At 48.4% G+C, this 26,588-nt stretch carries 24 protein-coding genes; 20 read left to right on the top strand and 4 right to left on the bottom strand.

Going from position 1 to position 26,588, the window contains the following annotated elements:
* Positions 1 to 365 precede the first annotated feature (365 nt).
* The 5 genes from ABEA66_RS17110 (at position 366) to ABEA66_RS17090 (ending at position 7,362) form a co-directional block, all read left to right on the top strand.
* A complete protein-coding gene (locus ABEA66_RS17110) occupies positions 366 to 1,685 on the top strand; it encodes an ABC transporter substrate-binding protein (protein ID WP_179136071.1) in 1,320 nt (439 codons plus the stop codon).
* A 65-nt stretch (positions 1,686 to 1,750) separates the two neighbouring features.
* Positions 1,751 to 2,680, top strand: a complete 930-nt coding sequence (locus ABEA66_RS17105; RefSeq protein WP_345589191.1) for a carbohydrate ABC transporter permease — start codon at positions 1,751 to 1,753, stop codon at positions 2,678 to 2,680.
* A 12-nt stretch (positions 2,681 to 2,692) separates the two neighbouring features.
* A complete protein-coding gene (locus ABEA66_RS17100) occupies positions 2,693 to 3,535 on the top strand; it encodes a carbohydrate ABC transporter permease (protein WP_079911754.1) in 843 nt (280 codons plus the stop codon).
* Positions 3,536 to 3,544: 9 nt separating this feature from the next.
* Positions 3,545 to 4,540, top strand: coding sequence for a LacI family DNA-binding transcriptional regulator (locus ABEA66_RS17095; protein WP_345589188.1), 996 nt, complete (start codon positions 3,545 to 3,547; stop codon positions 4,538 to 4,540).
* 59 nt (positions 4,541 to 4,599) lie between these two features.
* Entirely contained in the window at positions 4,600 to 7,362 is a 2,763-nt protein-coding gene (locus tag ABEA66_RS17090; protein WP_345589186.1) for a glycoside hydrolase family 2 protein, read from the top strand.
* Positions 7,363 to 7,473: 111 nt separating this feature from the next.
* Here ABEA66_RS17090 and ABEA66_RS17085 read toward each other — a convergent pair whose 3' ends face one another.
* Positions 7,474 to 8,511, bottom strand: a complete 1,038-nt coding sequence (locus ABEA66_RS17085; RefSeq protein ID WP_345589184.1) for a LacI family DNA-binding transcriptional regulator — start codon at positions 8,509 to 8,511, stop codon at positions 7,474 to 7,476.
* A 516-nt stretch (positions 8,512 to 9,027) separates the two neighbouring features.
* On the opposite strand from ABEA66_RS17085, the gene ABEA66_RS17080 reads away from it, so the two are divergent.
* The 3 genes from ABEA66_RS17080 (at position 9,028) to ABEA66_RS17070 (ending at position 13,436) form a co-directional block, all read left to right on the top strand.
* The gene (locus tag ABEA66_RS17080) at positions 9,028 to 10,509 is read left to right on the top strand and encodes a DUF5605 domain-containing protein (RefSeq protein WP_345589182.1); all 1,482 of its coding nucleotides are present in this window, start codon (positions 9,028 to 9,030) and stop codon (positions 10,507 to 10,509) included.
* A 252-nt stretch (positions 10,510 to 10,761) separates the two neighbouring features.
* Positions 10,762 to 12,090, top strand: a complete 1,329-nt coding sequence (locus tag ABEA66_RS17075) for an ABC transporter substrate-binding protein (RefSeq protein ID WP_345589180.1) — start codon at positions 10,762 to 10,764, stop codon at positions 12,088 to 12,090.
* Positions 12,091 to 12,122: 32 nt separating this feature from the next.
* Positions 12,123 to 13,436, top strand: coding sequence for an ABC transporter substrate-binding protein (locus ABEA66_RS17070; RefSeq protein ID WP_345589178.1), 1,314 nt, complete (start codon positions 12,123 to 12,125; stop codon positions 13,434 to 13,436).
* 127 nt (positions 13,437 to 13,563) lie between these two features.
* On the opposite strand, the gene ABEA66_RS17065 is transcribed toward ABEA66_RS17070, so the two are convergent.
* From ABEA66_RS17065 to ABEA66_RS17055, 3 genes are read right to left on the bottom strand one after another with little or no spacing between them, the layout of a single operon-like run.
* On the bottom strand, positions 13,564 to 13,917 hold the full coding sequence (locus ABEA66_RS17065) for a hypothetical protein (protein WP_345589176.1): 354 nt from the start codon (positions 13,915 to 13,917) through the stop codon (positions 13,564 to 13,566).
* Positions 13,910 to 15,340: a radical SAM protein gene (locus ABEA66_RS17060; RefSeq protein ID WP_345589174.1), complete on the bottom strand. Its 1,431-nt coding sequence runs from the start codon at positions 15,338 to 15,340 to the stop codon at positions 13,910 to 13,912. The genes ABEA66_RS17065 and ABEA66_RS17060 overlap by 8 nt, the downstream gene beginning before the upstream one ends.
* A complete protein-coding gene (locus tag ABEA66_RS17055) occupies positions 15,324 to 16,139 on the bottom strand; it encodes a prolipoprotein diacylglyceryl transferase (RefSeq protein ID WP_345589172.1) in 816 nt (271 codons plus the stop codon). The genes ABEA66_RS17060 and ABEA66_RS17055 overlap by 17 nt, the downstream gene beginning before the upstream one ends.
* 223 nt (positions 16,140 to 16,362) lie before the next feature.
* Here ABEA66_RS17055 and ABEA66_RS17050 point away from each other — a divergent pair, with 223 nt between their 5' ends.
* The 12 genes from ABEA66_RS17050 (at position 16,363) to ABEA66_RS16995 (ending at position 26,561) form a co-directional block, all read left to right on the top strand.
* Positions 16,363 to 16,923 carry a class I SAM-dependent methyltransferase gene (locus tag ABEA66_RS17050; protein WP_377739471.1) on the top strand — a complete coding sequence of 187 codons (561 nt, stop codon included), beginning with the start codon at positions 16,363 to 16,365 and terminating at the stop codon, positions 16,921 to 16,923.
* 107 nt (positions 16,924 to 17,030) lie between these two features.
* Entirely contained in the window at positions 17,031 to 17,732 is a 702-nt protein-coding gene (locus ABEA66_RS17045) for a response regulator transcription factor (protein WP_345589168.1), read from the top strand.
* Positions 17,725 to 18,834, top strand: a complete 1,110-nt coding sequence (locus ABEA66_RS17040; protein ID WP_345589166.1) for a HAMP domain-containing sensor histidine kinase — start codon at positions 17,725 to 17,727, stop codon at positions 18,832 to 18,834. Before ABEA66_RS17045 ends, ABEA66_RS17040 begins: the two co-directional genes overlap by 8 nt.
* A 132-nt stretch (positions 18,835 to 18,966) precedes the next feature.
* Positions 18,967 to 19,944, top strand: a complete 978-nt coding sequence (locus ABEA66_RS17035; RefSeq protein ID WP_345589163.1) for a LacI family DNA-binding transcriptional regulator — start codon at positions 18,967 to 18,969, stop codon at positions 19,942 to 19,944.
* A 6-nt stretch (positions 19,945 to 19,950) separates the two neighbouring features.
* The gene (rbsK, locus tag ABEA66_RS17030) at positions 19,951 to 20,829 is read left to right on the top strand and encodes a ribokinase (protein ID WP_192702482.1); all 879 of its coding nucleotides are present in this window, start codon (positions 19,951 to 19,953) and stop codon (positions 20,827 to 20,829) included.
* Position 20,830: 1 nt separating this feature from the next.
* Positions 20,831 to 21,232: a D-ribose pyranase gene (gene rbsD / locus ABEA66_RS17025; RefSeq protein WP_345589159.1), complete on the top strand. Its 402-nt coding sequence runs from the start codon at positions 20,831 to 20,833 to the stop codon at positions 21,230 to 21,232.
* A gap of 12 nt (positions 21,233 to 21,244) precedes the next feature.
* Complete coding sequence (locus ABEA66_RS17020; RefSeq protein WP_345589157.1) at positions 21,245 to 22,726, top strand: sugar ABC transporter ATP-binding protein; 1,482 nt, start codon at positions 21,245 to 21,247, stop codon at positions 22,724 to 22,726.
* 1 nt (position 22,727) lies between these two features.
* On the top strand, positions 22,728 to 23,693 hold the full coding sequence (gene rbsC, locus ABEA66_RS17015) for a ribose ABC transporter permease RbsC (RefSeq protein WP_345589154.1): 966 nt from the start codon (positions 22,728 to 22,730) through the stop codon (positions 23,691 to 23,693).
* A 14-nt stretch (positions 23,694 to 23,707) separates the two neighbouring features.
* On the top strand, positions 23,708 to 24,625 hold the full coding sequence (gene rbsB / locus ABEA66_RS17010; RefSeq protein WP_192702480.1) for a ribose ABC transporter substrate-binding protein RbsB: 918 nt from the start codon (positions 23,708 to 23,710) through the stop codon (positions 24,623 to 24,625).
* A gap of 159 nt (positions 24,626 to 24,784) precedes the next feature.
* Positions 24,785 to 25,030, top strand: a complete 246-nt coding sequence (locus ABEA66_RS17005; protein ID WP_345589151.1) for a spore gernimation protein GerQ — start codon at positions 24,785 to 24,787, stop codon at positions 25,028 to 25,030.
* A gap of 11 nt (positions 25,031 to 25,041) precedes the next feature.
* The gene (locus ABEA66_RS17000; RefSeq protein WP_345589149.1) at positions 25,042 to 25,428 is read left to right on the top strand and encodes a spore coat protein; all 387 of its coding nucleotides are present in this window, start codon (positions 25,042 to 25,044) and stop codon (positions 25,426 to 25,428) included.
* On the top strand, positions 25,425 to 26,561 hold the full coding sequence (locus ABEA66_RS16995) for a zinc-dependent alcohol dehydrogenase (protein WP_345589147.1): 1,137 nt from the start codon (positions 25,425 to 25,427) through the stop codon (positions 26,559 to 26,561). The genes ABEA66_RS17000 and ABEA66_RS16995 overlap by 4 nt, the downstream gene beginning before the upstream one ends.
* Positions 26,562 to 26,588 lie beyond the last annotated feature (27 nt).

Genomic DNA, 26,588 nt, shown 5'->3' with positions numbered 1-26,588 from the left:
AGCCGCTTTTGGTGGGATCGATGGGCTTTTTTTTGTCGAATTAACCAGGTTCCGGATAGAAAACCTGATTTGGTACAAGCATTTATTACGGATGTTTTGTAACAAACGAAATATCGAGAAAATACTGTTGACACTTTGGAAGTCCTTGGTTAATGTTGAATTAACGATACCGGGAACGTTAACATGAACGTTCATGGTACCTAATCGACAGTCCGGTTGAACAATAACGAGAGGAGGGGCTTTTTCAAAAAGAGGAACATAGAAAAAAGTTACGTTGAAAGCGTATACATTACGTTGATTTCTTATGGTGTTACATGCATGAATGTAAGCTTGAATGGATAACGAATCGAATAGGAGGAGTTAACATGAATCGTTTCAAAATGGTAACGTTGCCTATGAGCATTATCCTTCTTTCATCGCTTTTACTAAACGCATGTTCCGATAGCACCAAGAATAGCAATGACAGCGGTTCTACAGACGGCCCTTCCGCTAAAAACGGGAAGGTAACACTCACCTACTGGAACTTGTTTGCCGGCGGTGACGGTGAGAACATGAACGAAATGGTTAAGAAATTTAACGAGGAGAACAAGGATAAAATCGAAGTAAAGGCGTTAACCCAGGATTGGGGACAATACTATACGAAGCTGCAGACCGCTGTTGCAGGCGGGGTTGCACCGGATATCGGCATTTCGCATACTTCCAAATTATCGGAGCTTGTTACGCTAGGAATCATTGAGCCCATGGACGATTATGCCAAAGCAGGCTCAGTGGATTGGAGCGGATATAACCAGAATATTTTGAATGCGACCGTGTTTGATGGCAAACACTATGCACTTCCTTTGGACGCACATCCGTTCATATTGTATTACAACAAAAAAATATTGAAGGATATGAACCTGCTGAGTGATGACGGAAAACCTAAAATGGAGCCAGGCGCAGACGGATTCACGGGCCTCCTCAGCAAAGTGAAGCAAAATGCACCTCAGGGCGTTTATCCTATGCTGCTGTCATCCAGCGGAGAGGATCCGTACCGGATGTGGTGGGCGTTCTACAATCAGCTGAATGGGCCTGGATTATTGGATGCGTCGGGGAAAAAAGCGGTATTCAACAACGAGCAGGGCAAGAAGGCGGCTGAATACACGCTGAATTTCTTCAACAGCGGTCTTGTGCCGAAGAACTTCCAAGATATCGGCAAAGCGTTCCAGGCAGGGAAAGCGGCGCTGATGCCTTCCGGTGTCTGGTTCACGAGTACGTTAGAAGCTACACAAGGGCTTGAATTTGGAGCCATTCCATTACCTCAATTTTTCAATAAATCGGCTACATGGATAGATTCTCATACCTTGGTCATTCCTGTTCAGAAGAAAAATAAAGACCCCAAAAAGATCGAAGCGGCGATGAGCTTCGCCAAGTGGATTGCGGATCACGGTGCCATGTGGGCTAAGGCCGGGCATATTCCGGCATCAAACGCGGCTGTACAATCACAAGAATTCAAGAGTATGCCGCTTCGTTCCGATTATCTCAAAGCAGCCTCCGACGGCGTCTATTTACCTAATTCTCCAAAAATGTGGCCGGCAAAAGACCAGCTGGTTCAAGCGCTGGATGCGATATGGGCTGGAAAAGAACCGGTGGATAAAGGACTGGAGAAAGCTGTGCAAAGCGTTGAGAAAATTTTGTCCCAGCCTTAAGGGTTACACATCACTGCGGGGTTACCCGTAACCCCTGACCCCAATCTGCTATGGGAGGGAGTAAGATGAATGGGGCAATGATAACAGCCGATCCCAAGTCCACCAGAAAAGCAAGAACCAGACGCAAGCTCAACAAATATAACGAATGGCTGGGTTCAGCCTTCATAGCACCGTATTTCGTTTTTTTTATCACGTTTTCCCTGGTGCCCATATTCTATGGATTATGGGTCAGCTTTCATAAATGGACGCTGGTAGGTAAGGTAAGCTTTGTCGGTTTGGAGAATTATATCTACGCTGTTAAGGATGTTGACTTTTGGCTGTCACTTTGGCATACCACTTTATTTGTTCTCATTTCCACGCCGGTGCTGGTTCTTGTTCCCTTCCTCCTCGCTTTGATCATCGACCAGAAAATGAAAGGAAGAACACTGCTCAGAACGGTCTTTTTTACTCCTAACATCCTGTCGGTCTCCGTAGTGAGCAGTGTGTGGATCTTCGTGCTAAAGCCGTATAACGGGCTGCTGAACAATATTCTGCATACCATCGGGGTAGAAAAGGAGCTCTTCTGGCTGAGTGAGCCGGGTCTAGCCTGGATTTCCATCGTCATGATCACATTATGGTGGACCGAAGGGTTTAACATGATGATTTACTTGGCCGGCTTGCAGGATATTCCGGCAGAGCATTACGAAGCAGCCACAATCGACGGGGCAGGCGCTTGGCAGAAGCTCAGATTTATTACATTGCCGGCGATGAAAGGAATTTTCATTCTTATAACCGTATTGCAGGTTATTGCCTCGTTCAAAATATTCGGCCAGGTATGGCTCGTAACCCGTGGAGGACCCGGAAACCAGACCCGAACGATTATCCAATATATTTACGAGACAGGTTTTTCAGCCAATGATCTGGGGCGGGCAACAGCAATGTCGTTTATTTTCTTCCTGATTTTAATAACGCTTTCGTTTTTGCAATTCAAATTTTTCAGCGGAAAAAAAGGTTGAGGAGAAAACCAAATGAACGAGTATGCGGGAAGCCGAAGATTAACCGTTGGTAAAGTGGCGTTGTATGCAGTCGGCTATGCCTTGGCTATCGCTATCGCATTTCCGGTGATTTGGATGATCGTGACATCCTTTAAGCCGCAAGGCAGCCTGGTTGCCGATATAAGCCAAAGATTTTCGCCGCCGTTCTCCATTGAAAACTACGTTTACATTTTTGAAAATGCGCCTGTACTGAAATGGACGCTGAACAGTATGATCGTATCCTGCATCATACCGGTCGCAAGCTTAACACTCGGCTCACTGGCCGCATTCGCACTTTCCCGGATCGACTTCAGCTACAGGAAGGTTGCTTTTTGGATTATTCTTGGCGGCATGATGATTCCCGGTGAAGCGACGATCATCTCCTTGTATATCGTAACCAATGGCCTGAACCTCTTGGATACGTATTTTGCACTCATTCTGCCATCCTTGGCAGGTCCTTTAGGGGTGCTTGTGATGAAGCAGTTTTTTGACGGAATTCCTGATGAGCTGGTAGATGCGGCCAAAATTGACGGATGCAGCATGTTTCGGATCTGGTGGAACATGTTTCTCCCTTTGTCGAAGCCCGTGCTGGCGTCATTGATGATTTTCTCCTTCCTCGGTTCGTGGAATGATTTCTTATGGCCGTTCCTCTCCATAACCTCGGAAGAGCTGATGACGCTCCCCGTCGGTATTCCGTTCTTCAACAGCTCTTATACGCAGGATGAGACGCTGCCAATGACGATTAACGCCTATGCTTCTATTCCCATCATTATCGTGTTTATTATTTTTCAAAAATATATTGTCAAAGGTATCACACTTTCGGGAATCAAAGGCTGAGATTGCGCTATGAAAATTCGACTGAAGGACATTGCCTTGAGAACAGGCTTCAGCATTAACACGGTTTCCCGAGCGTTACAGAACAAAGAGGATATTGCCAAAGAAACCAGGCAAATTATTCTTGCGACAGCAAGGGAGCTCGGGTATATCCCGAATGGGCTTGCCAGCGGACTGAGGTCCGGATTGACAAGGACGATTGCCGTCATTCTCAGTGATGTCGCCAATCCATTCTTTGCCATCATGACTAGATTTATCGAGATAGCCGCCAGAAAAAACAATTACGCTGTCTTCGTGCTCAATAGTGGAGAGGAGCAGGAGCTGGAGGAGCAAGCCATCGGCATCGCTATGAATAAAGGCGTCGACGGAATCATCCTGTTCCCGGTTCAAGAGTCCGCTAGAAGCATCGAACTGCTGAGGCAAGCAAAAATTCCCTATGTGCTGGTCGGCAGACATTTTGATCACGAGGACACGGACTTCCTGATTACCGATGATATCAATGGCGGCTATCTTGCAACAGAGCATTTGATTCAAGCAGGGGCGAGGCGGATCTTATTGTTAAATGGGCCTGGCCATATGTCCTGTGCGAGGGAGCGGGAGGAGGGATACCGAAAGGCGCTGAAGGCTTACGGAATCGGATATAATTCTGGACTGGTGATTCAACACGAAATCACACATGGCAACACGTATGCTTTGCTGAAGCAAATCTTGGCAAACCGGTTTGAGTTTACGGGTATTTTTGCATTCAGCGATGTTGTGGCATGGGAAGCTATCTACGCCCTTCAAGAAGCAGGAATCCGGGTCCCTGAACAAATGAAGGTTGTAGGCTATGATAATATTCAATCTCAGCTGTATTACCCCTTTCCTTTAACGACGATTCATATCTCCAAGGATCGCATGGCTTTTAGAGCTGTTGAGATTATGATGAAAAAAATTAAAGGAGAGGCGGAGCTTGAATGCTATCAGGAAATATTCGAAACGACGCTGATCGTGCGAAGCAGCTGTTAATGGTTTCTTCAATATGCCGGAGATGAACCGCCATTTTAAAGAGAAAGCAGGGATAGGCTGTGACCTTTCTAGAAACCGAACAAAATGTACGAAATCCAATCGCGAGACCAGAATATCCGAGACCGGACTGGCAGCGTGACGACTGGCTTAATTTGAACGGCAGCTGGGATTTTATGTTCGATACCGAGGATCAGGGCTTGACGGAAGCGTGGTATTTGGCTGATGGCCCTGTATTTACAAGGAAGATTCAAGTCCCCTTCTCCTGGGTAAGTCCTCTCTCAGGCATCGGAGAAGATGTGAAGGGCATCGCTTGGTATGGCACAACGGTCCGATGGAAGCCTCGGCAAAAGGAAGGGCGCGTGTTTCTCCGCTTCGGAGCCGTTGATTACTATTGTCAGCTATGGGTCAATCAGATTGAGATTGGAGCCCATAAGGGAGGCTACGGCGCCTTTGAATTCGACATTACCGATGCCTGGAAGCCTGATGGGGATAATCGGATAATACTTCGGGTTCAAGATGAAGACGAGGCTTACCAGACTCGGGGCAAGCAAGGCTATGGCGAGCTTCGGGGAATATGGCAGACGGTCTGGCTGGAATCCCGTCCGCATAATTATATTGCTGCGGCTCGCTTCTCGACGCGTATAGACGGGACTGTTGAAGTAGACGGGACCGTTCAAGCCCGCCTGGCAGGTCACGCGAAGCTGCGATTTGACTTTGGCAATGGAGCGGTGAATCATGTTCTGCGGTTGGAGCTTACGGATGGCAGTAACACGTTCCGCACTTCGTTCCAGGTTGACGCACCAAAGCTGTGGAGTCCGGATTCCCCCTATTTGTATGAAGGAGAGCTGACCCTCGAGCATGACCTGCCGGATATCGGAGAGGATCGTATTTCCACTTATTTCGGCATTCGTGAGATAGGAGCAGCCAAGTTCAACGGGAGGGAATATCGCTGGATCACATTGAATGGCGAGCCTGTGTTCCTGAATGGAACGTTGGATCAATCCTTCATCCCGGACGGATTCTTCACCTTCCCAAGTGAAGATTACATTCGTGATGAAATATGGAGATTGAAGCGGCTGGGCCTGAATTTTGTGCGCATTCATATCAAACCGGAGGAGCCGCTGAAGCTGTACTGGGCCGATAAACTGGGCGTGCTGGTTATGGAGGATATGCCCTGCTTCTGGGGGGAACCGGATGAAAGGGCGAGAGTGGCGTACGAGAGGGAGGCACGCGAGATTATCGAACGTGATTTCAACCATCCGTCGATTATATCCTGGGTAGTATTCAACGAAACCTGGGGGCTGTTTACAAAACAGGAGACAGGGGAAAGGAAGTATCTTCCGGAAACTCAGGAATGGGTCCGTTCCGTATATCAATGGGCAAAGACGGAGGATCCGACGAGACTTGTCGAAGATAATTCTCCATGCAATTATGATCATGTAGAGACAGATCTGAACACCTGGCATTTCTATCTTAACGGTTATGAAACTGTCCGCAATCATGTTCAGGATGTCGTCGATAAGACCTTTCCGGGGTCTTCGTTCAATTATATCGGCGGAAATGTGCAGAGCGACGCCCCGCTGATGAATAGCGAATGCGGGGCTGTATGGGGAATAGAAGGCAGTGCGGGCGACAGTGATCTAGCCTGGCATTACCGTTATATGATTAACGAGTTTCGACGCCATGATAAATTATGCGGATTTATATTTACAGAGTTTCATGACGTTATCAACGAATTTAACGGATATTACCGAATGGATCGCCAAGAAAAGGACTTTGGCTATGAATCGTTCTGCCCAGGGATGAGCTTGCGCGATTTGCATTCGCCTGATTTTATCGTCATTGATGCTCCCCCAAGCCGTACGGTAAGACTAGGAGAAGCAGTGGAAGTGCCGCTTCTCGCTTCCAGTTACTCACGACGATACCATGGAGAGTCTCTGCATTTGAAATGGGAGCTGATCTTTCATAATTTTGAAGAGAAAGTGATAGCCGGTGCAGGGGAAGAGGTGGTTGAATGGAACGGTTACGGGGTAAGGCAGTTAACGAGGCTGCAGCTGGCTATGCCTGAGGCCGATGCGGTAGCCGTTCTTGCTGTCACACTTCAAACCAAGGATGGGAACGCCATCACGCGTAATTTTGTTACCTTTGATGTACAGAGCGGAGAAGCGCAAGGGGTGTATGCCATCGAAGGGAAGTGGATGAGCATTCGTCCGGCTTCCTATTCAGCTGCTCAGTGGGATTACGAGTGGAAAGCGTTGTCCGGGCATAAAGTGAATGGCGGCGGAGCGGGCCTTTTTGAATATAAGATTGTACTGCCCGAGAGCGTCAACCCTTCTGCCGTAACGGATCTTGAGGTGGTGTTTGAGGCCGGAGCCAAAGCGGTTCTCGGTAAGGATAAAGAATTGGTCCATGCGAAACCGCAGGATATTTCTTATATGCACGGCGCGAAGATGGATCCGGGTATGAATATCAACTCCTACTTTATGACCGATGAGCATAAGTCGCCTTCCTCCATAGAGGTTTCCATTGATGGGGAGTTGATTCGTACCTGTTATTTGGAGGATGATCCAGCGGACAGCCGGGGAGTCTTATCGTGGCACTATCAGTCGAATGACCGCAAGCTCGAAGAAGCCGGATCTTACGGTTATCTTCATCGGGTGCGGATCCCAAGCAGGCTCGTTGCCCGTATCCTCGATAAAGGCAGCTTCAGCTTAAGGTTCTCCGTACCTGCTGGCAGTGTTGAAGGGGAGGCAGGAGGACTCGCGCTATACGGTCGAAATTCGGGACGGTATCCTACAGATATTGTTATAATATGGAAATAAAATTTTCGATTCGGAGTTCGATCTAAAGTTTCCACCCATTGCAAAAACCGACCTTTCTCAACAGAAGGGTCGGTTTTCTTATTAACTTTCCGTTACACAGCATATACCTAATCAATGAAGTTCCCTGCAGGAGCTTCGTATGATCAACTGGGTGTCTATGAATGATTTGATTTTAATATTGTCGCCGTACTCGATCATATCGATCAGCTTGGTGACGGCGAGCTCGGCCAATTTCCCTTTTTCAACATGCACGGTCGTAAGCTCCGGTGTAATGACGGTCGATTCCCGGATATTATCAAAGCCGATGACCGATATATCGTCCGGAACGCGGATTCCTAGCTCTACCAAGGACTTGATGACACTAATGGCAATATAATCGCACTCGCAGAAAAGAGCGGTCGGCAGCTCTCCCTTAAGCTTGGCCAGCTGCTGTTTGAACTCTTCCTGAGAGCTCACAACGGTCGGGGATACGGTAAAAAGATACCGGTCGTTCCACTTGATGCGTTCTTCCTCTAATGCCTGGAAAAATCCGCGTTTCCGCGAATCGAAATTATACATGCGCGTATTCGACTCGACATACCCGATAGTCCGATGACCCAATTCTATGAGATGGCTTGCGGCTTGGTAGGCGCCCATCACGTTATTCATAACAATATAATTCACGCTTAGCGTTTCATAGCAGGTGTCCAGGACAACCAGATTGGGCTGCTTTTTGGCTATAGTCCGTATCTGGTCGGAAGTCAGGTTGGTCCCCAGCAGGATAAGTCCGTTGGATTCATGCTCCGTTTCCATCGTCTCTATTACTTCCTCGAACTGATCGGTAGGAACGGAGGAGAAGAACAGGGAGTAGCCGCGAGAACGGCATTGCTCTTCAATGTGATGAATCAGCTCCATAAAAAAGGGTTGTTTATAATATTCCTCGAGAACAATACCGGAATTGGTGCAAGCCACGAACCGGAGTGTCTTCGTTAAGCCGTAAACGCGATCCGCCTTGATCATCGGACGGGGCAGGTATCCGCTTTCCTTCACGATTCTTAATATTTTGGAGCGGGTTTCCTCGCTTATTCCGGGCTTCCCGCTTAAGGCCAGCGAGACAGCTGATTTTGAAACATTCGCCATTTTGGCTATATCTTCCATCTTAATCTTCACGAAATACAGTCGCTCCTTCTGTGAACGTCTTTTCACTCTTTCTAAACTTGTTTAGAATTAGTTTACAATGATTACTATCATTATTCAATATGTGCGCCTGCGGTTTGTTAGAGCGGGGATCATAGCCGGTTATCAAATGGAGGTGAATATTTTTACACAAATTTTGATTTTGATATAAATAATTTTACTAAAAATAGTTGACCCGGTTTAGGCGTGATGATATCATTTGGATAAAGTTACTGCTAAGCCCATCTCCTTTTAGCTCCTGAAGCGTATTGGATGGATGTAGGTTGAACCCCACGTTTCAAGGGTTTAAGAACTTCTAAATCGGGAGGTTGCCGTCAATAATTAACTAAATATATTTAGTTATTTTGGTATGGACAGCCTGCTGGTTACGTAAAATTCTAGGCCATAAGTACGATAATAGAACATTATCGGCAATTTTGCAATCGCTTACAACGATGAAATAAACGGGGCGAAGCATAAGTCTTCATTCATTTAAGGGGGAACAGATCTATGGTTTCAGAAAACCAATTGCAAACGATCGAACGCTGGGGAGTGTTTGAGCTTTCCTTATCCGGACCTGAGGATGGCAATCCATTTGTCGAAGTACAGCTTCAAGCCCGGTTTCAGCATACGACGACAACCCGCACCGTGACTGTTGAAGGATTTTATGACGGGAACGGGGCATATAAAGCCCGATTCATGCCCGACGCGGAGGGGGAATGGAGCTTTACCGTGAAGAGCGGCTGCTCGGAGCTGGATGGTGCAGCGGGGCATTTCCTTTGCACGGCTCCATCGGCGGATAACCATGGGCCGGTTCGAGTCAAGGATGCCGACCATTTTGGCTATGAAGACGGCAGCAAATACCGGCCGATTGGTACGACCTGCTATGCTTGGACCCATCAGAGCGATATGCTTCAGGAGCAAACCCTGCAAAGCTTGGCCGATTCGCCATTTAACAAGATCAGGATGTGCTTGTTCCCCAAACGGTACAGCTTTAATACGAATGAACCGGAGCGGTTTCCTTTTGAAGGCTCACGAGAGGAGGGCTTTCAATGGACTCGCTTCAATCCGGAATATTTTCACCGTCTTGAAAAGCGGTTGGTTGAGCTGCAGCAATTAGGGATTGAAGCGGATTTGATCTTATTCCATCCTTATGATAAAGGTCATTGGGGATTCGACAGGATGGATCGCGATACGGATTTGCTTTATCTGCGTTACGTGATCAACCGATTGGCCGCTTTCCGCAACGTTTGGTGGTCATTGGCGAATGAGTTTGATTTTATGTCCAACAAAACCATGGACGATTGGGACTGCTTTTTCCAGTTTATACAAGAGAAGGACCCTTACGGGCACCTGCGTTCGATACATAACGGAACCAAGATGTACGATCCGTCTCAGCTTGTTTTGTACGATCATACCAAGCCATGGGTAACACATGTCAGTATGCAGTATTGGGAGCTCTCGCCAGTCACGGCGTGGAGAAGCAGATATGGGAAGCCTGTAGTAGTGGATGAGTGCTGCTATGAGGGCAATTTGCCGCAGCGATGGGGCAACATTACGGGGGAAGACATGGCAGCACGGTTTTGGGAAGGCTTTGCTCGAGGCGGTTATGTTGGTCATGGCGAGACCTTCCTGCACCCGGAAGACGTGATCTGGTGGTCCAAGGGGGGGCGGCTGCATGGCGAAAGTGTGCCGCGAATCGCATTTCTCCAAAGGATACTTGACGAATTGTCGGTTGAAGCAGCGCCGCTGGAAGCGTTCCGGGATGTGCCTACGATCGGCGTAGCGGGTGTCTGCTATCTGCAATATTACGGTAATCACCGTCCCGCATACCGCGAGCTGCCGCTGCCGGAGGATGCATCCTTCCAAATTGACATTATCGATACATGGAGCATGGAAATTCAGACACTTGAAGGACTGTATAGCGGGATAAGCCGTGTCGAATTGCCGGGAAGGCCGTATCTGGCCGTGAGAGCCCGTCTCGCAACCTGAAGAGCTTTACACGGTATGGGAAACCATTCCATGCCCCTACGGCAGCTAATGATAGATGGAACGGCTCGTTGAATCTGGATAACACAGGTGCGCTTTTTGAACAATAGGATCCGGAAAACGGGCAAAGCATGTTCATTCGGTGATGAATCAGGGGTTTCGCTTAGGTTCGGGCCAGCGGTTGTACGGCGGCTTGCAGCCGCTGCTTGAGCTAATCGAAGATAATCTTGCCCAATTAGAGGAGTGTCGGTGTCCATGAAATCAAAAGCATTGCGAACCATCGCAGGTGCGGCGGCCATTATTTCGTTCATTGCCGGCTGCAGTCAGCAGCAGGCAGTCCAGCCGGTAGAGGGGGATTCGAAGCCGGCGCCTCCGGTCCAGAGCGAGCAGGTGGAAATCACGGTCTATTCGGCACCAGGAGACTCGGAAGAATCCTGGAATGAAAATTTCGGAAACGCCATCCGCAAAAAATTTCCTAATTACAAGATTCGTTTCATCAATCCCCGGGGCAATGACGCTCTCAAGATTCAAAACCAGATTGTAGCCGGGCAAAACATCGACATATATTACGAATCGATAGGCGGTTTTTTCTCCAGTGTTCCGGAGATTGGCCTGCAATACGATATGAGCGACCTGGTCAAGAAATATAACCTGGACGTAAGCCGGTTCGAACCGACAGCCATAGAAGCGATGAAAGAAAATGCGGGCGGCCAAATATGGGGACTGCCTGTCTATACGAACAGCATGGTGCTCTATTATAACAAGGATATTTTCGATAAATTTGCGGTTCCCTATCCGACGGACGGGATGACGTGGGACGAAGTGCTGACGCTCGCCCGCAAGCTGAACAAGGTGGATGGCGGCAAGCAGTATTTCGGCCTAGCCGTATCTCCGGCACATATCATCAAGATGAATCCGTTCTCCCTCCCCTTGGTGGATCGGGCAACCGGGACTGCAACCATCAACAGGGATGAGCGATGGAAGCAACTGTTTCAAACGGTCTTTGTCGAGCCGACGTCCGATTCGGGCTACCGGGATGCGATCCAGACCATAGGAAACAAATTGCCTTATACGGATAACTTCGTTAAGGACGGGACTGTAGCCATGTTTGAAATGCTGTCCAACCTTCCGACTCTCATACCGGAATTTGCCAATGTCAACTGGGATATGGTCGCGACACCGACATTCAAGGATTTGCCAGGGGTTGGCACCCAGAGCTACCCGACCTACTTTGCCATTCCGAACTTCAGCAAGCACAAGGAGGAAGCGTTTCAAATTATTCAATATTTGACCTCGGATGAGGTTCAGAAGGATAACGCCAAAAAAGGTGTCATGTCCGTTTTGAACGGGCAACAATTCAAGGACCTGTATGGGGAAAGCAGGTATCAGGGCAAAAATTATAAAGCGGTGTTCTACGATCGTTTTCCAAGTATTATGAGCAAAACCCCTTACGATAGCATTGCTGAAAAGGCTTACACCAAGTCGATCGTCGATCTCTCCCTTGGGAAGATCGATCTGAATACCCTTCTCCGAACAGCAGAGGAAGAGGCCAACAAGGGGATCGAAAGCGCGAAAAAGAAGTGAAGGCACATTCAGTTCTTTGAGGAGGAACTCCTATGAAGCGGTATCGTATTGTATTCATGTCCATTTGTGTGTTAGCCGCAGCGGGCTTAAGCGCGTGCAGTAAGGGTCAGCCTAGTGCATCTCAGACTAATGACGCTTCACCACCCGGCGGGGAACGAACGGAGCTGTTCTTTTATTCCGGAGGCGGGGATACGACTGAAGCCTTCGATGCAAGGTTCGGCGATGCGCTCCGCAAAAAATTCCCGAACTATGATATTACCTACATTCCTGTTGACACGAATAATAGATTGCAGCAGCTGGTCACGGCGGGCAAACGCATTGATTTTTATTACGGCTCTATCGGTGTGTTCCCCGAATTTACCCAAATCGGACTTCAATTCGATATGACCGACCTGGCCAAGAAGCATAACGTGGACCTGAGCAGCTTTGAACCGACACTGATTGATGCGGCGAAAATGATTTCGGACGGGAAGCTGTACGGATTACCTGTCTTTAACAACATAATGGTGACTTATTATAACAAGACGTTATTTCAAAAATTTGGAATTCCGTCTCCTAAGGATGGCATGACATGGGACGAAATGCATGATCTTGCACGTAAGATGACACGCAATGACGGAGGCAAGCAATATATCGGTCTCGTGGTGTCCCCGACGCATGTGCTTCGGTTGAACCAGTTTTCACAGCCTTACGTCGATCCGAAAACGGAGCAGGCTACCATCAATAGCGATATGTGGAAAAGGATGTACGAGGCATACTATACGATCCCCGCTCAGGATCAAGGCTACAAAGACCGGATTGTCGCACTGAATAACAAGCTGCCGTATAAGGATGACTTTCTCAAGGATCAGAATCTGGCTATGTTCGTCTATTTGTCGGATTTGCAATCCATTCTGTCCAAGGAGATGGCCGCGCTGGATTGGGATATCGTCTCGATGCCGACCTTCAAAGAGCTTCCAGGGATGGGCTCCCAAGCTTATCCAACCTTCATGAGTATTACCAATCAAACCGTTAATAAAGATGCAGCCATGGAGGTGCTGAAATATTTGGTCTCCGAAGAATACCAGACGCTGGCGGCGAAGAAAGCGGCTTTGCCGGTTCTGAAGAGCAAGACCGTGCAGGATGCGCTTGGACAAAGTGCGGAGTTCAAAGACAAAAATTTGAAAGCGATCTTCTTCAATCAGCTGGCGCCGATATCCCCCAAAAGCAAATATGACGGTGCCGTGGAGAAGGCCTACACTAAGCCGCAAGTCGACCTCTCGCTCGGCAAAATCGATCTTAATACCGCATTGCGGACAGCCGAAGAAGAGGCCAACAAAGCGATCGAGCAGGAGAAACGGAAGTAGATTGGAGGCAGATTATGAAGAGGCCGTCCTGAAATGAAGTTGTATATTCTTGAAAAAAAGGGTGCTCAAAACCATATTCATGGCTTTGGGACACCCTCGCATTGTGTTTGCAGTCTATTCAGCTTCGCTATAATCTAAAATTGCCGCCAAGCAGAAGACCGAAGCAGGCGGCATTAAGCAGAAACGTAATTCCTGCGCCGATCAGCAGGCCTTGAAAGATGCCTTTATTATTACGTAAAAGAATTAGTGCTGGAATCAGGTATACAAGCTGAGCGACACTTATAAAGAAAAAGGCGACGGGTACAAGAAACAGTAACAGATGAAGCAGCAGCAGCAATCCCATTCCCTTCAGCACTTGCAAGGTGTGGTTCTGCGGCGGCGGCTGGGTAGGAGGTCTTTGTTCGCTAGGTCCTTGATCATTGGACAACGTGTCTTCTTCTGATGGAAGATGATTTGGCTCCTTGTTTCCGTCTTCAGTCATGAATGACACCTCCTGCCTGTAAGTCGAGTTCAGCACGGAGCTCAGCCAGCTTCTGCTCCTGATCTCCCCGATAAAACATATTGTATGTGTCAAACGGGATGATTCTTCCATCGGGGTGTACGATATGGACGCAAGATTTTTTGACGGAGCGAACATCAAAATTGTAGGGATCCAGGAACTGCATAATAATGACGCGAAATACGTTATCGTAGCTGATATTCTCCGGAACGGCTACCATGGGCAGACAGCACAACAAATTTTTAAGCGAAAGTGCTGACGAAGCAGGAGAATGGGCTGTCGAGAATAGCTCGAAAATTTTTGACTTGAGCGTTTGATCCTGTTCAAAAACGATAGTGTTGCGACCGCCTTCCAGCAAAATTTGCGGGTCCATCAGACCTGTAAGCGGCAATACTTCATGGCCGAGCTTCAGGGCGTAACCCATCGCCAGGCAATCGGGATGGCAAGGGACAGGGATCATATCCTCGGCACGAAATACACCGGATTGCTCGATAATACGCTGCCTTACCTCACTCAGCGTCAGTCGGTCTTTCGCCGGATCGTAAGCCTCCAAGCGTCCTGCAGCCTGGATAGGCTGGAAGGTAACTCCGCGTACGGCCGGCTGCTTCAAGCCGAACTGAATGATGTCCCCGATTTCATGGTCATTCAACCCTTTTTTTAGGGTGACGACTAATGTAGTCGAAATGTTGAATTCGTTCAGATGCTCCAGAGCCCGGCGGCGAATATCCCGCAAATCCGCGCCGCGGAGCTCCCGTAATGCTTCTTCCTGAAAGCTGTCAAACTGTAAGTATATTTCAAATCCTGGCATATAGGCTGCCAATTTTTTTGCAAATTCGCGGTCTTGGGCAATTTTAATGCCGTTGGTGTTAACCATAATGTGCTTGATCGGCTTGCTTTTGGCAAGATCGAGGATGTCAAAAAATTGCGGATGGATGGTAGGCTCCCCACCGCTTATTTGCACAATATCCGGTTCACCCTCGTTTCGGACGATCGCATCGAGCATCTTTTCGATCTGATCTAGAGAGCGCCACGTTTCCCGCTGCGGTGAAGACTCGGCATAGCAGATGGGACACTGGAGATTGCATCGGTCCGTGACCTCGATCAAGGTCAAGCAGCTGTGCTGCTCGTGGTCGGGGCATAGCCCGCAATCATAAGGACAGCCATAGCGGATCGGTGTGTTCCAATGCTGGGGCATTTCTGCGGGCTTTAGAAACTCGCGGCACTTCTTGTAATAGGCTGCATCATTGGCGATTAAGACTTTCTCACGGCCATGCTTCCCGCAATATTTGAGCAGGAATACTTGATCATCCTCAATAATAACCTTGGCCTCCACCTTTCGCAGGCACTGGGAGCAAATGCTGTTAGTAAGCTCATAGAAAATATAGGGTCTATTCTTGGTTGACATTACGGTAATCCTCCTTAGGTATGCTGTGTGATTTGCCAAGCCATTTGTTCAATAAAACGATGTAATAGATCAAGCCTGCGAGACAAGCTAATTGAATGTTGTTTAACCCGATAAAAGGATGAGGCGTCGGCTTGATGAAGTCTATGACCAAGCGAAAAGCTAAATATCCTGTCATAAACAGCTGAAACATAGCTCCATCGGGTATCGGCCTGAAGGCAGATGACGCTGACATCTCGCGCATTTTCTTCCGGTGTTTCCAAATAAGCAGAAAGCCGCCAAGCAGCACTAAGAAGACAATCTCATAGAGCTGAGTAGGATGACGAGGGATGCCATCACCAAAATCGACGCCTATAATCCAAGACGTAGGAGTACCATAGGTATGGTCGTCCAGCCCTGTCATAAAGCAGCCGATGCGTCCGATCGCCATACCCAATATAAGCGGCAGCGCCATATCATCCCCTGTTGACCGAGTAATACCGACACGCTTTTTAACCCACTCCACACCAATCAGCCCGCCTAACAGTCCTCCGACAATCGTCTTTCCTTCCATCAAATAGGTGTAGCTGTTCCAATTTTCTATAGTTTTAATAGGATCCTCCAGCCAATACAGTATCTTGGAGCCGATAGCTGCTCCTAAGATCGCTCCTACGATGACCCATATGCCCTGTTCAGCCGGAATTTTGTCCTTGCTGCGAGTAAATAGGTACACTCGAAAGCCGATAAAATAAGCCAATGCTTCAAAGACGATATGGGGATGAAGCTTTATAAATCCAAGGTTGATCCAGATAGGGAAAGTCATAGCGTTCTCCAATCTTGTAGTTATTTATTGATGGGGGATACCAAAAAAACTATATTTTGGATATCGGTTCTCTATACATTCTCTTAATCTATGTGATTATCCTTGTACTTTGAGGGGAAAATCTGCTTAATCTTCAGAATATCTTAAGAAACTCCTTCGTTTGTTCTGCAGAATTTTCCGTTACTCTTAGGATAAATTCGAAGGGAGTGGCGATCATAACATGATGAAATCCGTTCAAGAAAAGCTGTTATTTTTATATAAATTCACCCGGCACCCGGGGCAAATCGGGAGTGTAACTCCGAGCTCCGTCTACTTGGCCCAAACGATGCTTCAACACGTTCCTTGGGATGAGGTTAAGCATTTGGCTGAACTGGGGTCAGGGACAGGCGCCATAACAAAACATCTGAGCTCGAAAATACACGAAGATGCGAAAATACTCTTATTCGAAAAAGACCCGCAGTTGTATTCCGGTTTGCGGCGGCAATATCCCGATTATCCTTGCTACAGCGATGCGTGCAGACTTCAATCCGCTATGATGAACGAGGGGATTGAAGAACTGGATTGTATTCTTAGCGGCCTTCCTTTTTTCAACTTTCCACAGCAGGTTCGGGACCAGCTCATGGATCAGATCATCGCCTCGCTTAGAACGGGCGGGCTGTTCATCGCCTTTCAATATTCCCAGCAGATGAAACGGCAATTAAGCGAACGGCTGGAGATCGAGCATATTCAATTTGTACCGATGAATCTGCCTCCCGCATTCGTCTATGTTTGCCGAAAAAAATAACGGGTAGGAATAGGAAACAGATATATTCCGAGCATGGGGTGTAAGAATATGGTAATGTAAACATAATACCATGCCGGGGAGTGGCATACTGCAAGGAGGCGGATGAATTGGTCAAAACGATTTTGGTCACGGACGATGATTTGGAAATCAGAGATATTATTCGTATCTATTTGCGCAATGAGGGCTACAGAATATTGGAAGCGGAGGACGGGGCTCAAGCTTTGAAAATCATGCTTAAGGAGCCTGTTGATTTGATCATTTTGGATGTCATGATGCCTACCATGGATGGGATTCAGGCGTGCATGAGAATGCGGGAGAAGACCAATGCCCCTATCATCATGCTTTCTGCAAAAGGGGAGGATATGGACAAAATTACCGGGCTTACGACAGGAGCGGACGATTATATCAGCAAGCCGTTCAATCCCTTGGAGCTGATCGCCAGGGTGAAGGCGCAATTCCGGCGGCAGACACTGGCCAAGGCAGGAGGAAGCGGACGACTCGATACGGATGAGCAGATCACGGAAATTGACGAGCTCGTAATAAATCGAAAACGCCACGTAGTCACCGTTAACGGGAAGGAAGTGTCCTTGACGCCTATCGAGTTCTCGATCCTGGAGCTGATGGCAAGTCATCGCGGCCATGTGTTCAGCATAGAAAAAATCTACCAGAACGTGTGGAAGGAGGATAAATTTTTATCCGATAATACGGTCATGGTGCATATCCGGAATATCCGCGAGAAGATCGAAGATAATCCGCGGGAGCCCCGATATATCAAAACCGTGTGGGGGGTAGGATATAAAGTTGATTAAATACTTCTTTTCCCTGCTGAACTGGAATAAGAGCATTCGCGTACGTATCGTGGGCGGGTCATTCCTGAGCTTCTTTCTCACAGCTATGATCTCATTTGTTTATGGGAATTATATTTCATTCGAGCCGGGCTATCTGGACCAAGTGATCTCGCTACTGCTGTTCTTTGGGCTCTTCATGTTTCTTTTCTTTTTGTTTATGCGCCGTGACGTTCGATATTTGAGATCCATGGGCGAATGCTTAATGTCCATCGCACAAGGCAATCTGAGCCATCGGGTGTCTATAAGAAAACAGGATGAACTAGGCATCGTGGCAAGCAATATTAATTATATGGCGGATCAGCTGCAGTCCATGATGGAGAATGAACGGCGGATCGAGAAGTCGAAGATGGAGCTGATCACGAATGTTTCCCATGATTTGCGAACACCGTTAACAAGCATCGCAGGCTATTTAAACCTGCTGAAGCATGATGATTATCAAAATATCGAAGAGCATAAACGATATATTACGAATGCCTTCAATAAAACCCAGCAGCTGAAAAAGCTTATCGATGATTTGTTCGAGTATACCCGCTTGACCAGCGGAAGCGTTCAATTAATCAAGTCGACGGTAGACTTGAGCAGCTTGCTCGAGCAAATGCTGAATGAATTTGAACCGATCGCTCAGGAGCAAGGCTTGTCCATCAACGTTGTTCGTGAGCCTATGCCGATCTATGGTGAAGTAGATGCTGAAATGCTAGTAAGAGCAATCGATAATCTGCTGATCAACGCACTCAAATTCTCATATAAGCCCGGGGAAATTACAGTAAGGCTCTCGGTCTGGGAGGATCAAATCTATCTCGCGGTCGAGAACGTAGGGCAGCCGCTAACCGAGGAGCAGGAACGCAGGTTATTTGAACGGTTTTATAAAGTAGAGTCGTCCCGTCACGATAGCGACACAGCGCAGGGAGCAGGCCTCGGTCTTTCGATCGCCCAAAATATCATTGAACTGCATAACGGCCGGCTAGGTCTTGGTCATCAAAACGGACATTTTACTTTCTATATTGAGCTGCCGCGGAACCAGACATCCTTACAGGATGGAAGCATACTACAGGCAATCGATTAAGTCCTCGGTTGCCTCTTCAGCCTGTACAAATAGGGAGTAAGACCAACAGGGATAAGATTCCGTCTTGCCAAAAAAGAACGATTGTGATATTTTATATGTGTAACCGGTTCCACATTAAGGAGAGAAGCTGAGATGGCAACCATTAAAGAAGTGGCTAAGCATGCGGGCGTTTCGGTGGCAACCGTATCGCGGGTGCTTAACGAGATTGGCTACGTGCATGAAGATACCCGCAAAAAGGTAGAAGCTGCTATCCGTGAGTTGAATTACACGCCTAATGAGGTCGCTCGTTCTTTATATAAACGCAAATCCAGGCTCATTGGCCTGCTGCTGCCGGATATCACCAACCCCTTCTTTCCCGAGCTTGCCCGGGGGGTGGAGGATGAGATGCACAAGCATGATTTTCGCATTATCATTGGCAACAGCGACGAGAACACGAACAAGGAAAAAGAATATATCCAAACGTTTATTCAAAATAACGTAGTCGGGGTTATCGCCTCTACCAACTATCCGGACACAGATACATACCGGAAGCTGGATATTCCCGTCGTGTTTCTCGACCGGACGGCGGATAACCGGCCTTCCGTATATTCGGATGGACGAGAGGGCGGAAGAATGGCAGCCCATGAGATCGTGACCCGCGGCAGCCGTCAGATCACGATTATTCAAGGACCTAAGCACATCCGTCCGGCACAGGATCGTTATCAAGGCGCCATTGACGTGCTTCGTGATCAAGGGATTGCCTATAACGTAGTTCAAACCTCGTCCTATTCTTTTACGGAAGCGGGTAACTGGGCTCAAGAGCTATTCGAACAATTCCCTGATACCGATGGGGTCATCGCAAGTAATGATATTGTCGCTACAGCGGTTCTGCACGAAGCTCTCCGGTTGGGCAAGAAAGTTCCGGACGACGTACAGATCATAGGATTTGACGATATTCCGCTCAGCAGTCTGCTGACGCCGTCGCTTACGACGATTCGCCAGCCGGCTTATGATATGGGAAGTACAGCTGCCGGGCTACTTATTCGATTGATCGACAATCAAAATCCAGACCAAAAAACAATACAGATGCCCGTTACATTCACAGAGCGGGATACGACAAGAAAGGTGTGAAGCTGCGTGGTTAAAATTATCGTGGTAGGAAGCGCATCCATGGATCTTGTTGTAACATCGGCGAAGCGCCCGGGAGCCGGAGAGACGGTTCTTGGGGACAGCTTCAGCACCGTTCCCGGTGGGAAAGGCGCCAATCAGGCAGTGGCCGCAGCGCGTCTTGGTGCCGATGTTACTATGATTGGAAGAGTGGGGGACGACCCATTCGGCGTAGAGATTGTAAACAATTTGAAACGAAATCATGTTTCTGTCGACTATGTGGAACCGGTTACACATTGTGGAAGCGGTACCGCTCATATCATTCTGGCAGAAGGCGATAATAGTATTGTTGTCATAAAAGCTGCGAATAATGAGGTTACACCACACTACATTGATCGTTCCCTGGATGCTTTTAATAAGGCGGATATGGTGATGATTCAGCAGGAGATGCCGGAGGAAACCGTCACTCATGTCAGCAGAATTTGCCGAAAGCTGGGCATTCCGCTTTTGCTGAATCCGGCTCCCGCTCGGCCTTTGGAGAAAGAAGTGATCGAGAACGCGGCTTATCTAACGCCTAATGAGCATGAAGCGAAAATGATCTTCGCAGATATGACCGTTTCCGAAGCGCTCCGCAAATACCCGAACAAGCTGTTTATAACTGAAGGCAGCAGAGGAGTCCGTTATTTTGACGGTACGCAGGAAGTACTGGTTCCTTCTTATAAGGTGGAAGCGGTGGACACAACGGGTGCGGGGGATACGTTTAATGCAGCTTTTGCGGTTGCATTGGCGGAGGGGAAACCCGTCTATGAGAGCGTTCGGTTCGCCAATCGTGCCGCTTCCTTATCCGTGACCAAGTTCGGGGCTCAAGGCGGCATGCCGAGCCGTCAGGAAGTGGAGGTGCAGATCTGAGATGAAAAAGCATGGGATATTGAACAGTCATATCTCCAAGGTTCTGGCCGATCTGGGTCATACCGATACGATAGTGATTGCGGATGTCGGGCTTCCTATACCCGAAGGGGTCAAGAAAATCGATTTGGCCTTAACTCACGGCTCTCCAGGCTTTGAGGAAACCGTTAACGCCATAGCCGCCGATATGGAAGTGGAGAAGGCGGTCATTGCGGAGGAGATGAGCTCGGACAACCCGGCAGCCTTTCATTATATACAAAATAAATTCAACGGGATTTCTATTCAGCAATGCTCTCATGAAGAGTTCAAGCAGCTGACGAAGAAGGCTAAAGCGGTCATTCGTACAGGTGAAGCCAAGCCGTATGCGAACATCATTTTACAAGCAGGCGTCTATTTTGGTTCATAAGGAGGAGCCTTTATGCACATTCGAATGAATGGGATCCACAAAGCCTTTGGAAGCAATCAGGTGCTATCCGGTGTCGATTTTGAACTGCGCGAGGGCGAGGTTCATGCGCTAATGGGCGAGAACGGTGCCGGTAAGTCCACATTGATGAACATTCTTACCGGGGTCCACGCCAGAGATGAAGGAACGATTGTCATCGACGGCAAGGAAACCTATTATGCCAATCCTAAAGAAGCGGAACGCAATGGTATTGCATTTATTCATCAGGAGCTTAACGTATGGCCGGATATGACGGTTCTCGAGAACCTGTTCATCGGCCGTGAAGTATCGTCCCGCTGGGGCTTTCTTAAGGGGAATGAGATGAAGGCGCTCGCAAACGAGCAGTTCCGCAAGCTCTCCGTAGACATTCCGTTGAATATTGAGGCCGGACAATGCTCTGTCGGACAGCAGCAAATGATCGAAATTGCCAAAGCGCTGCTTACAGACACCAAAGTCATCATTATGGATGAACCGACCTCAGCATTGACGGAAAGAGAGATCCAGAAGCTGTTCGAGGTGATAGAGTCGTTGAAAAAAGACGGCGTCTCCATCGTGTATATTTCGCATCGGATGGAAGAAATATTCGCCATCTGCGACCGGATTACCGTCATGAGGGACGGACGAACCGTAGACACGAAGAGCATTCCGGATACGAATTTTGACGAAGTCGTTAAGAAAATGGTTGGCCGTGAATTGACCGAGCGTTATCCGGCTAGAACTCCAAATCCGGGCGAGGTTGTCCTTGAAGTGAAGCATGCCACCCGGAAGGGATGGTTTGAGGATGTAAACTTCCAGGTCCGTGCCGGTGAAATTGTAGGCTTCTCCGGACTTATGGGCTCCGGACGCACCGAGATTATGAGGGCAATATTCGGTCTGGATCGTCTCGACAGCGGAGAGCTTTATTTGTTCGACAAAAAAGCGGTAATCCGTAAGCCGGTTGACGCCGTTAATCTGGGGATTGGGTTCATTACCGAGGACCGTAAAGATGAAGGGCTGATTCTGGATTTCTCGGTACGGGATAATATGGTGCTGCCAAGTCTGAGCAGCTATACTTCCAAAGGGCTGATCTCGGCGCAGAAGGAAAAGACGTTCGTGGATGCCCTGATCAAGCGGCTGCAAATCAAGACCCATTCGTCCGAAACGGCGGCAGGCAATCTGTCCGGCGGTAACCAGCAGAAGGTGGTCATCGCCAAGTGGATCGGGATCGGACCTAAGCTCCTGATTCTGGACGAGCCGACCCGAGGCGTGGACGTTGGCGCCAAGCGCGAAATTTATCAGCTGATGAACGAGCTGACAGGACATGGTGTTGCGATCATTATGGTCTCCTCCGAGCTCCCGGAAGTGCTAGGCATGAGTGACCGCATCGTTGTTGTCCACGAAGGGCGCATCACAGGGGAATTGAGTAAAGAAGAAGCAACACAGGAAAAAATAATGATGTTCGCGACAGGGGGACAGTAATATGACAACGAAGAATGAAGCATCGTCCAAAGGCTTGCAAATATCGCAAATTACACAAAAATTAGGTCCTCTGCTCGGTTTAATCATCTTGATTATCATTGTATCCGTGCTTAATCCAAGCTTTTTGGAACCGCTCAACATATTAAATTTGCTGCGGCAGGTGTCCATTAATGCTCTGATCGCGTTCGGCATGACGTTTGTTATCTTGACCGGGGGCATCGACTTGTCCGTCGGTTCTATATTGGCGCTATCGAGCGCATTTGTCGCTAACATGATGGTTGCCGGCTTTGATCCGGTTCTGGCTATTATTATCGGCTGTTTGCTAGGCGGCGTGATGGGTATGGTTAACGGATTTATGATTACCAAGGGGAAGATGGCTCCGTTTATCGCTACTCTGGCAACGATGACGATTTTTAGAGGCTTGACGCTGGTATACACGAACGGGAATCCGATTACCGGATTAGGCGACAGCTTAACGTTCCAGATGTTTGGCCGTGGGTATATGCTGGGCATCCCGGTACCGGCCGTTACGATGATCATTGCTTTTGTTATTCTGTGGGTTGTTCTGAACAAAACCTCCTTCGGGCGGAAAACTTATGCTATCGGCGGTAATGAAAAAGCATCTATCGTTTCCGGTATTAAAGTGCCACGCGTGAAAATTATGATTTATTCTTTGGCAGGAATGCTGTCCGCATTGGCGGGGTCTATCCTGACATCCCGTCTGAACTCGGCGCAGCCAACGGCAGGTACCTCTTATGAGCTGGATGCAATCGCAGCGGTCGTCCTCGGGGGAACTAGTCTTTCCGGCGGTCGCGGTCGTATCGTAGGTACACTGATTGGTGCCTTGATTATCGGTACGCTGAACAATGGTCTTAACCTGCTCGGCGTATCCTCCTTCTACCAGATGGTTGTCAAAGGGATTGTTATTCTTATCGCCGTCCTCATCGACCGCAAGAAATCCGCATAAGGGGAGATTGATTTATGAAAAAGCTAACGATTGTCATCACCATGCTTCTGCTTATTTTAACCACGGGCTGCTCCTTGGAGCCGCCGAGCTGGGCTAAGCCGCAAACCGGCGGGGATTTGAAGCATATCAAGATCGGACTTTCCATATCGACCTTGAATAACCCGTTCTTCGTATCCTTAAAGGACGGCGTCGTGGCTGAAGCCAACAAGCACGGCATCGAAACGATTGTCGTCGACGCGCAAAACGATTCGGCCAAGCAAAGCAATGACGTGGACGATTTGATGCAAAAAGGTGTTAATGTCCTGTTGATTAACCCAACAGACTCGGCTGCCATCTCGACCGTGGTTCAATCCGCGAACAGTCTGGGCATCCCAGTCATCACACTGGACCGTTCCTCGGATAAAGGGGATGTGAAGGCATTGGTTGCTTCGGATAATGTCAAAGGCGGTAAAATGGCGGCGGAATATATCGAAAAGCTGCTGGGCAAAGGAGCAAAGGTGATTGAGCTGGAGGGTGTTGCCGGTGCTTCGGCTACCCGTGAGCGCGGTAAGGGATTCCATGAGATCGCGGATCAGGACTTGAAGGTTATCGCTAAGCAAACGGCGGATTTTGACCGTACTAAAGGCCTGAATGTAATGGAAAACCTGCTCCAGGCGAATCCGGATGTGCAAGCCGTATTTGCCCACAATGACGAAATGGCGTTAGGGGCCATTGAAGCGATTCAAAGCTCCGGCAAATCCATTCCGGTCATCGGGTTCGACGGCAATGAGGATGCTTTGAAGTCGATCCAGGCTGGCAAGCTTACTGCTACTGTTGCTCAGCAGCCTGAATTGATCGGTCAAATGTCGGTTCAAGCCGCATTCGATGTGCTGCAAGGCAAAACGGTAGAGAAGACGATTCCGGCACCGCTGAAGCTGGTCACTAAGGAGTAAGCTGCTGAGTTTGATGCAGCATAGTAAAGGATTGAATCCGTTTGAAACGAAGTCGCGCCATTGGCGCGGCTTTTTTTTGCCTAAGGTGCCTGAATTAAGAGAAAAGTATCGGGAAATGCTACACTTTGACCATATTATTTACAGGGAGGCCGAATCAGCTTGGATCAACCCACATTAGCTCCTCATGAGGCATTGGAGCTGCACGAAGCGCTAAATTTTAAAACGCTATGTCTGGCCAAATCGAAACTGATGCAGGGGCTGGTTTTTGATCAGGAATTAAAAGCACTCATGCAGAAGGATGTTGAACAAACGAAGCTTGCCATTGCCGAGCTCATGGCAGTTTATGAAAGAGCGCCATTTCAGGCACCCGTCCCCGAGAATAAACCTACTCCAATCCTGAATTGAGGGTGAATCCAATGAATCATGATTATCTTGACCCGATCAACTCGCTTCATATGCCGGAAATGGCGGATATGACGTTTGCTATGGATTTTCTTATACGTGCCAAAGAAGGAGTCCGGAATACGGCCATCGCCTTGACGGAAACGGTATCCCCAGATGTCAGGGCCCTTTTGCGGAAGCAGCTGAGGCAGGGGATTGCTCTTCATCAGGAAATCACGGAGCTCATGCTTCGTAAGAAATGGTTCCATCCGTATGGGCTGAAGGAGCAATATCAATTGGATCAGCTGGCCGCCAAAAACACGGAAATGATTTCTCAAATGAACTTATTCCCGGAGGACACGTCCCGCAAGGGGATGTTCGACCGTACACCGGATGAGCATATGGGAGGTAGACACGCATGAAGGCGGTAACGTATCAAGGTATCAAAAACGTCGCCGTTAAGGAGGTCCCGGATCCAAAGATTGAAAAGCCGGACGATATGATAGTCAAATTGACCTCTACTGCGATATGCGGCTCCGACCTGCATCTTATTCATGGAATGATTCCCAATTTACAGGAAAATTATATCATTGGTCATGAGCCGATGGGTATTGTGGAAGAAGTCGGCCCGGAGGTTACGAAGCTGAAGAAGGGCGACAGAGTCATCATCCCGTTTACGATTGCATGCGGCGAGTGTTTTTATTGTAAAAACCAGCTGGAAAGCCAATGCGATAATGCCAATGAACACGGGGACATGGGGGCTTACTTCGGATATTCGGGAACTACGGGCGGTTATCCGGGCGGTCAAGCGGAATATTTAAGGGTTCCTTTTGCCAATTTCACTCATTTTAAAATTCCGGAGAATAATGAACTGCCGGATGAGAACTTGTGCTTGGTTGCCGATGCAATGACAACAGCGTATTGGAGCGTTGACAATGCCGGAGTCAAGGACGGGGACACCGTCATCGTGCTGGGCTGTGGTCCGGTAGGGCTGCTGGCTCAAAAGTTTTGCTGGTTTAAAGGAGCCAAGCGGGTCATTGCGGTCGATTATGTCGATTACCGCTTGCAGCATGCAAAACGGACGAATCATGTGGAAACCGTCAACTTCGAGCAGCAGCAAAACGTGGGCAGCTATCTCAAGGAGATCACCAAAGGCGGTGCGGATGTCGTTATTGACGCTGTAGGGATGGACGGAAAAATGAGCGACCTCGAATTTTTGGCCAGCGGTCTTAAGCTCCAGGGCGGCACGATGAGTGCGCTCGTGATTGCTTCCCAAGCGGTGCGCAAAGGAGGTACCATCCAAATCACCGGCGTCTATGGCGGGAGATACAATGGCTTTCCTCTCGGAGATATTATGCAGCGTAACGTGAATATCCGCTCCGGGCAAGCACCGGTCATTCACTATATGCCCTATATGTATGAGCTGATTACGAAAGGCAAAATCAATGCGGGAGACATTATTACCCATGTAATTCCGTTAAGCGACGCCAAGCGCGGATATGAGCTGTTCGATACCAAAACCGACAACTGCATTAAAGTCATATTGAAGCCATGAGATCCTGGAACGGGGAGTGAATCAAGC

Source organism: Paenibacillus vulneris, from assembly GCF_039543185.1.
Classification (GTDB): domain Bacteria; phylum Bacillota; class Bacilli; order Paenibacillales; family NBRC-103111; genus Paenibacillus_S; species Paenibacillus_S vulneris.
Note: the sequence above shows the minus strand (reverse complement) of the source record. Positions and strands in the feature narration are given on the sequence as shown.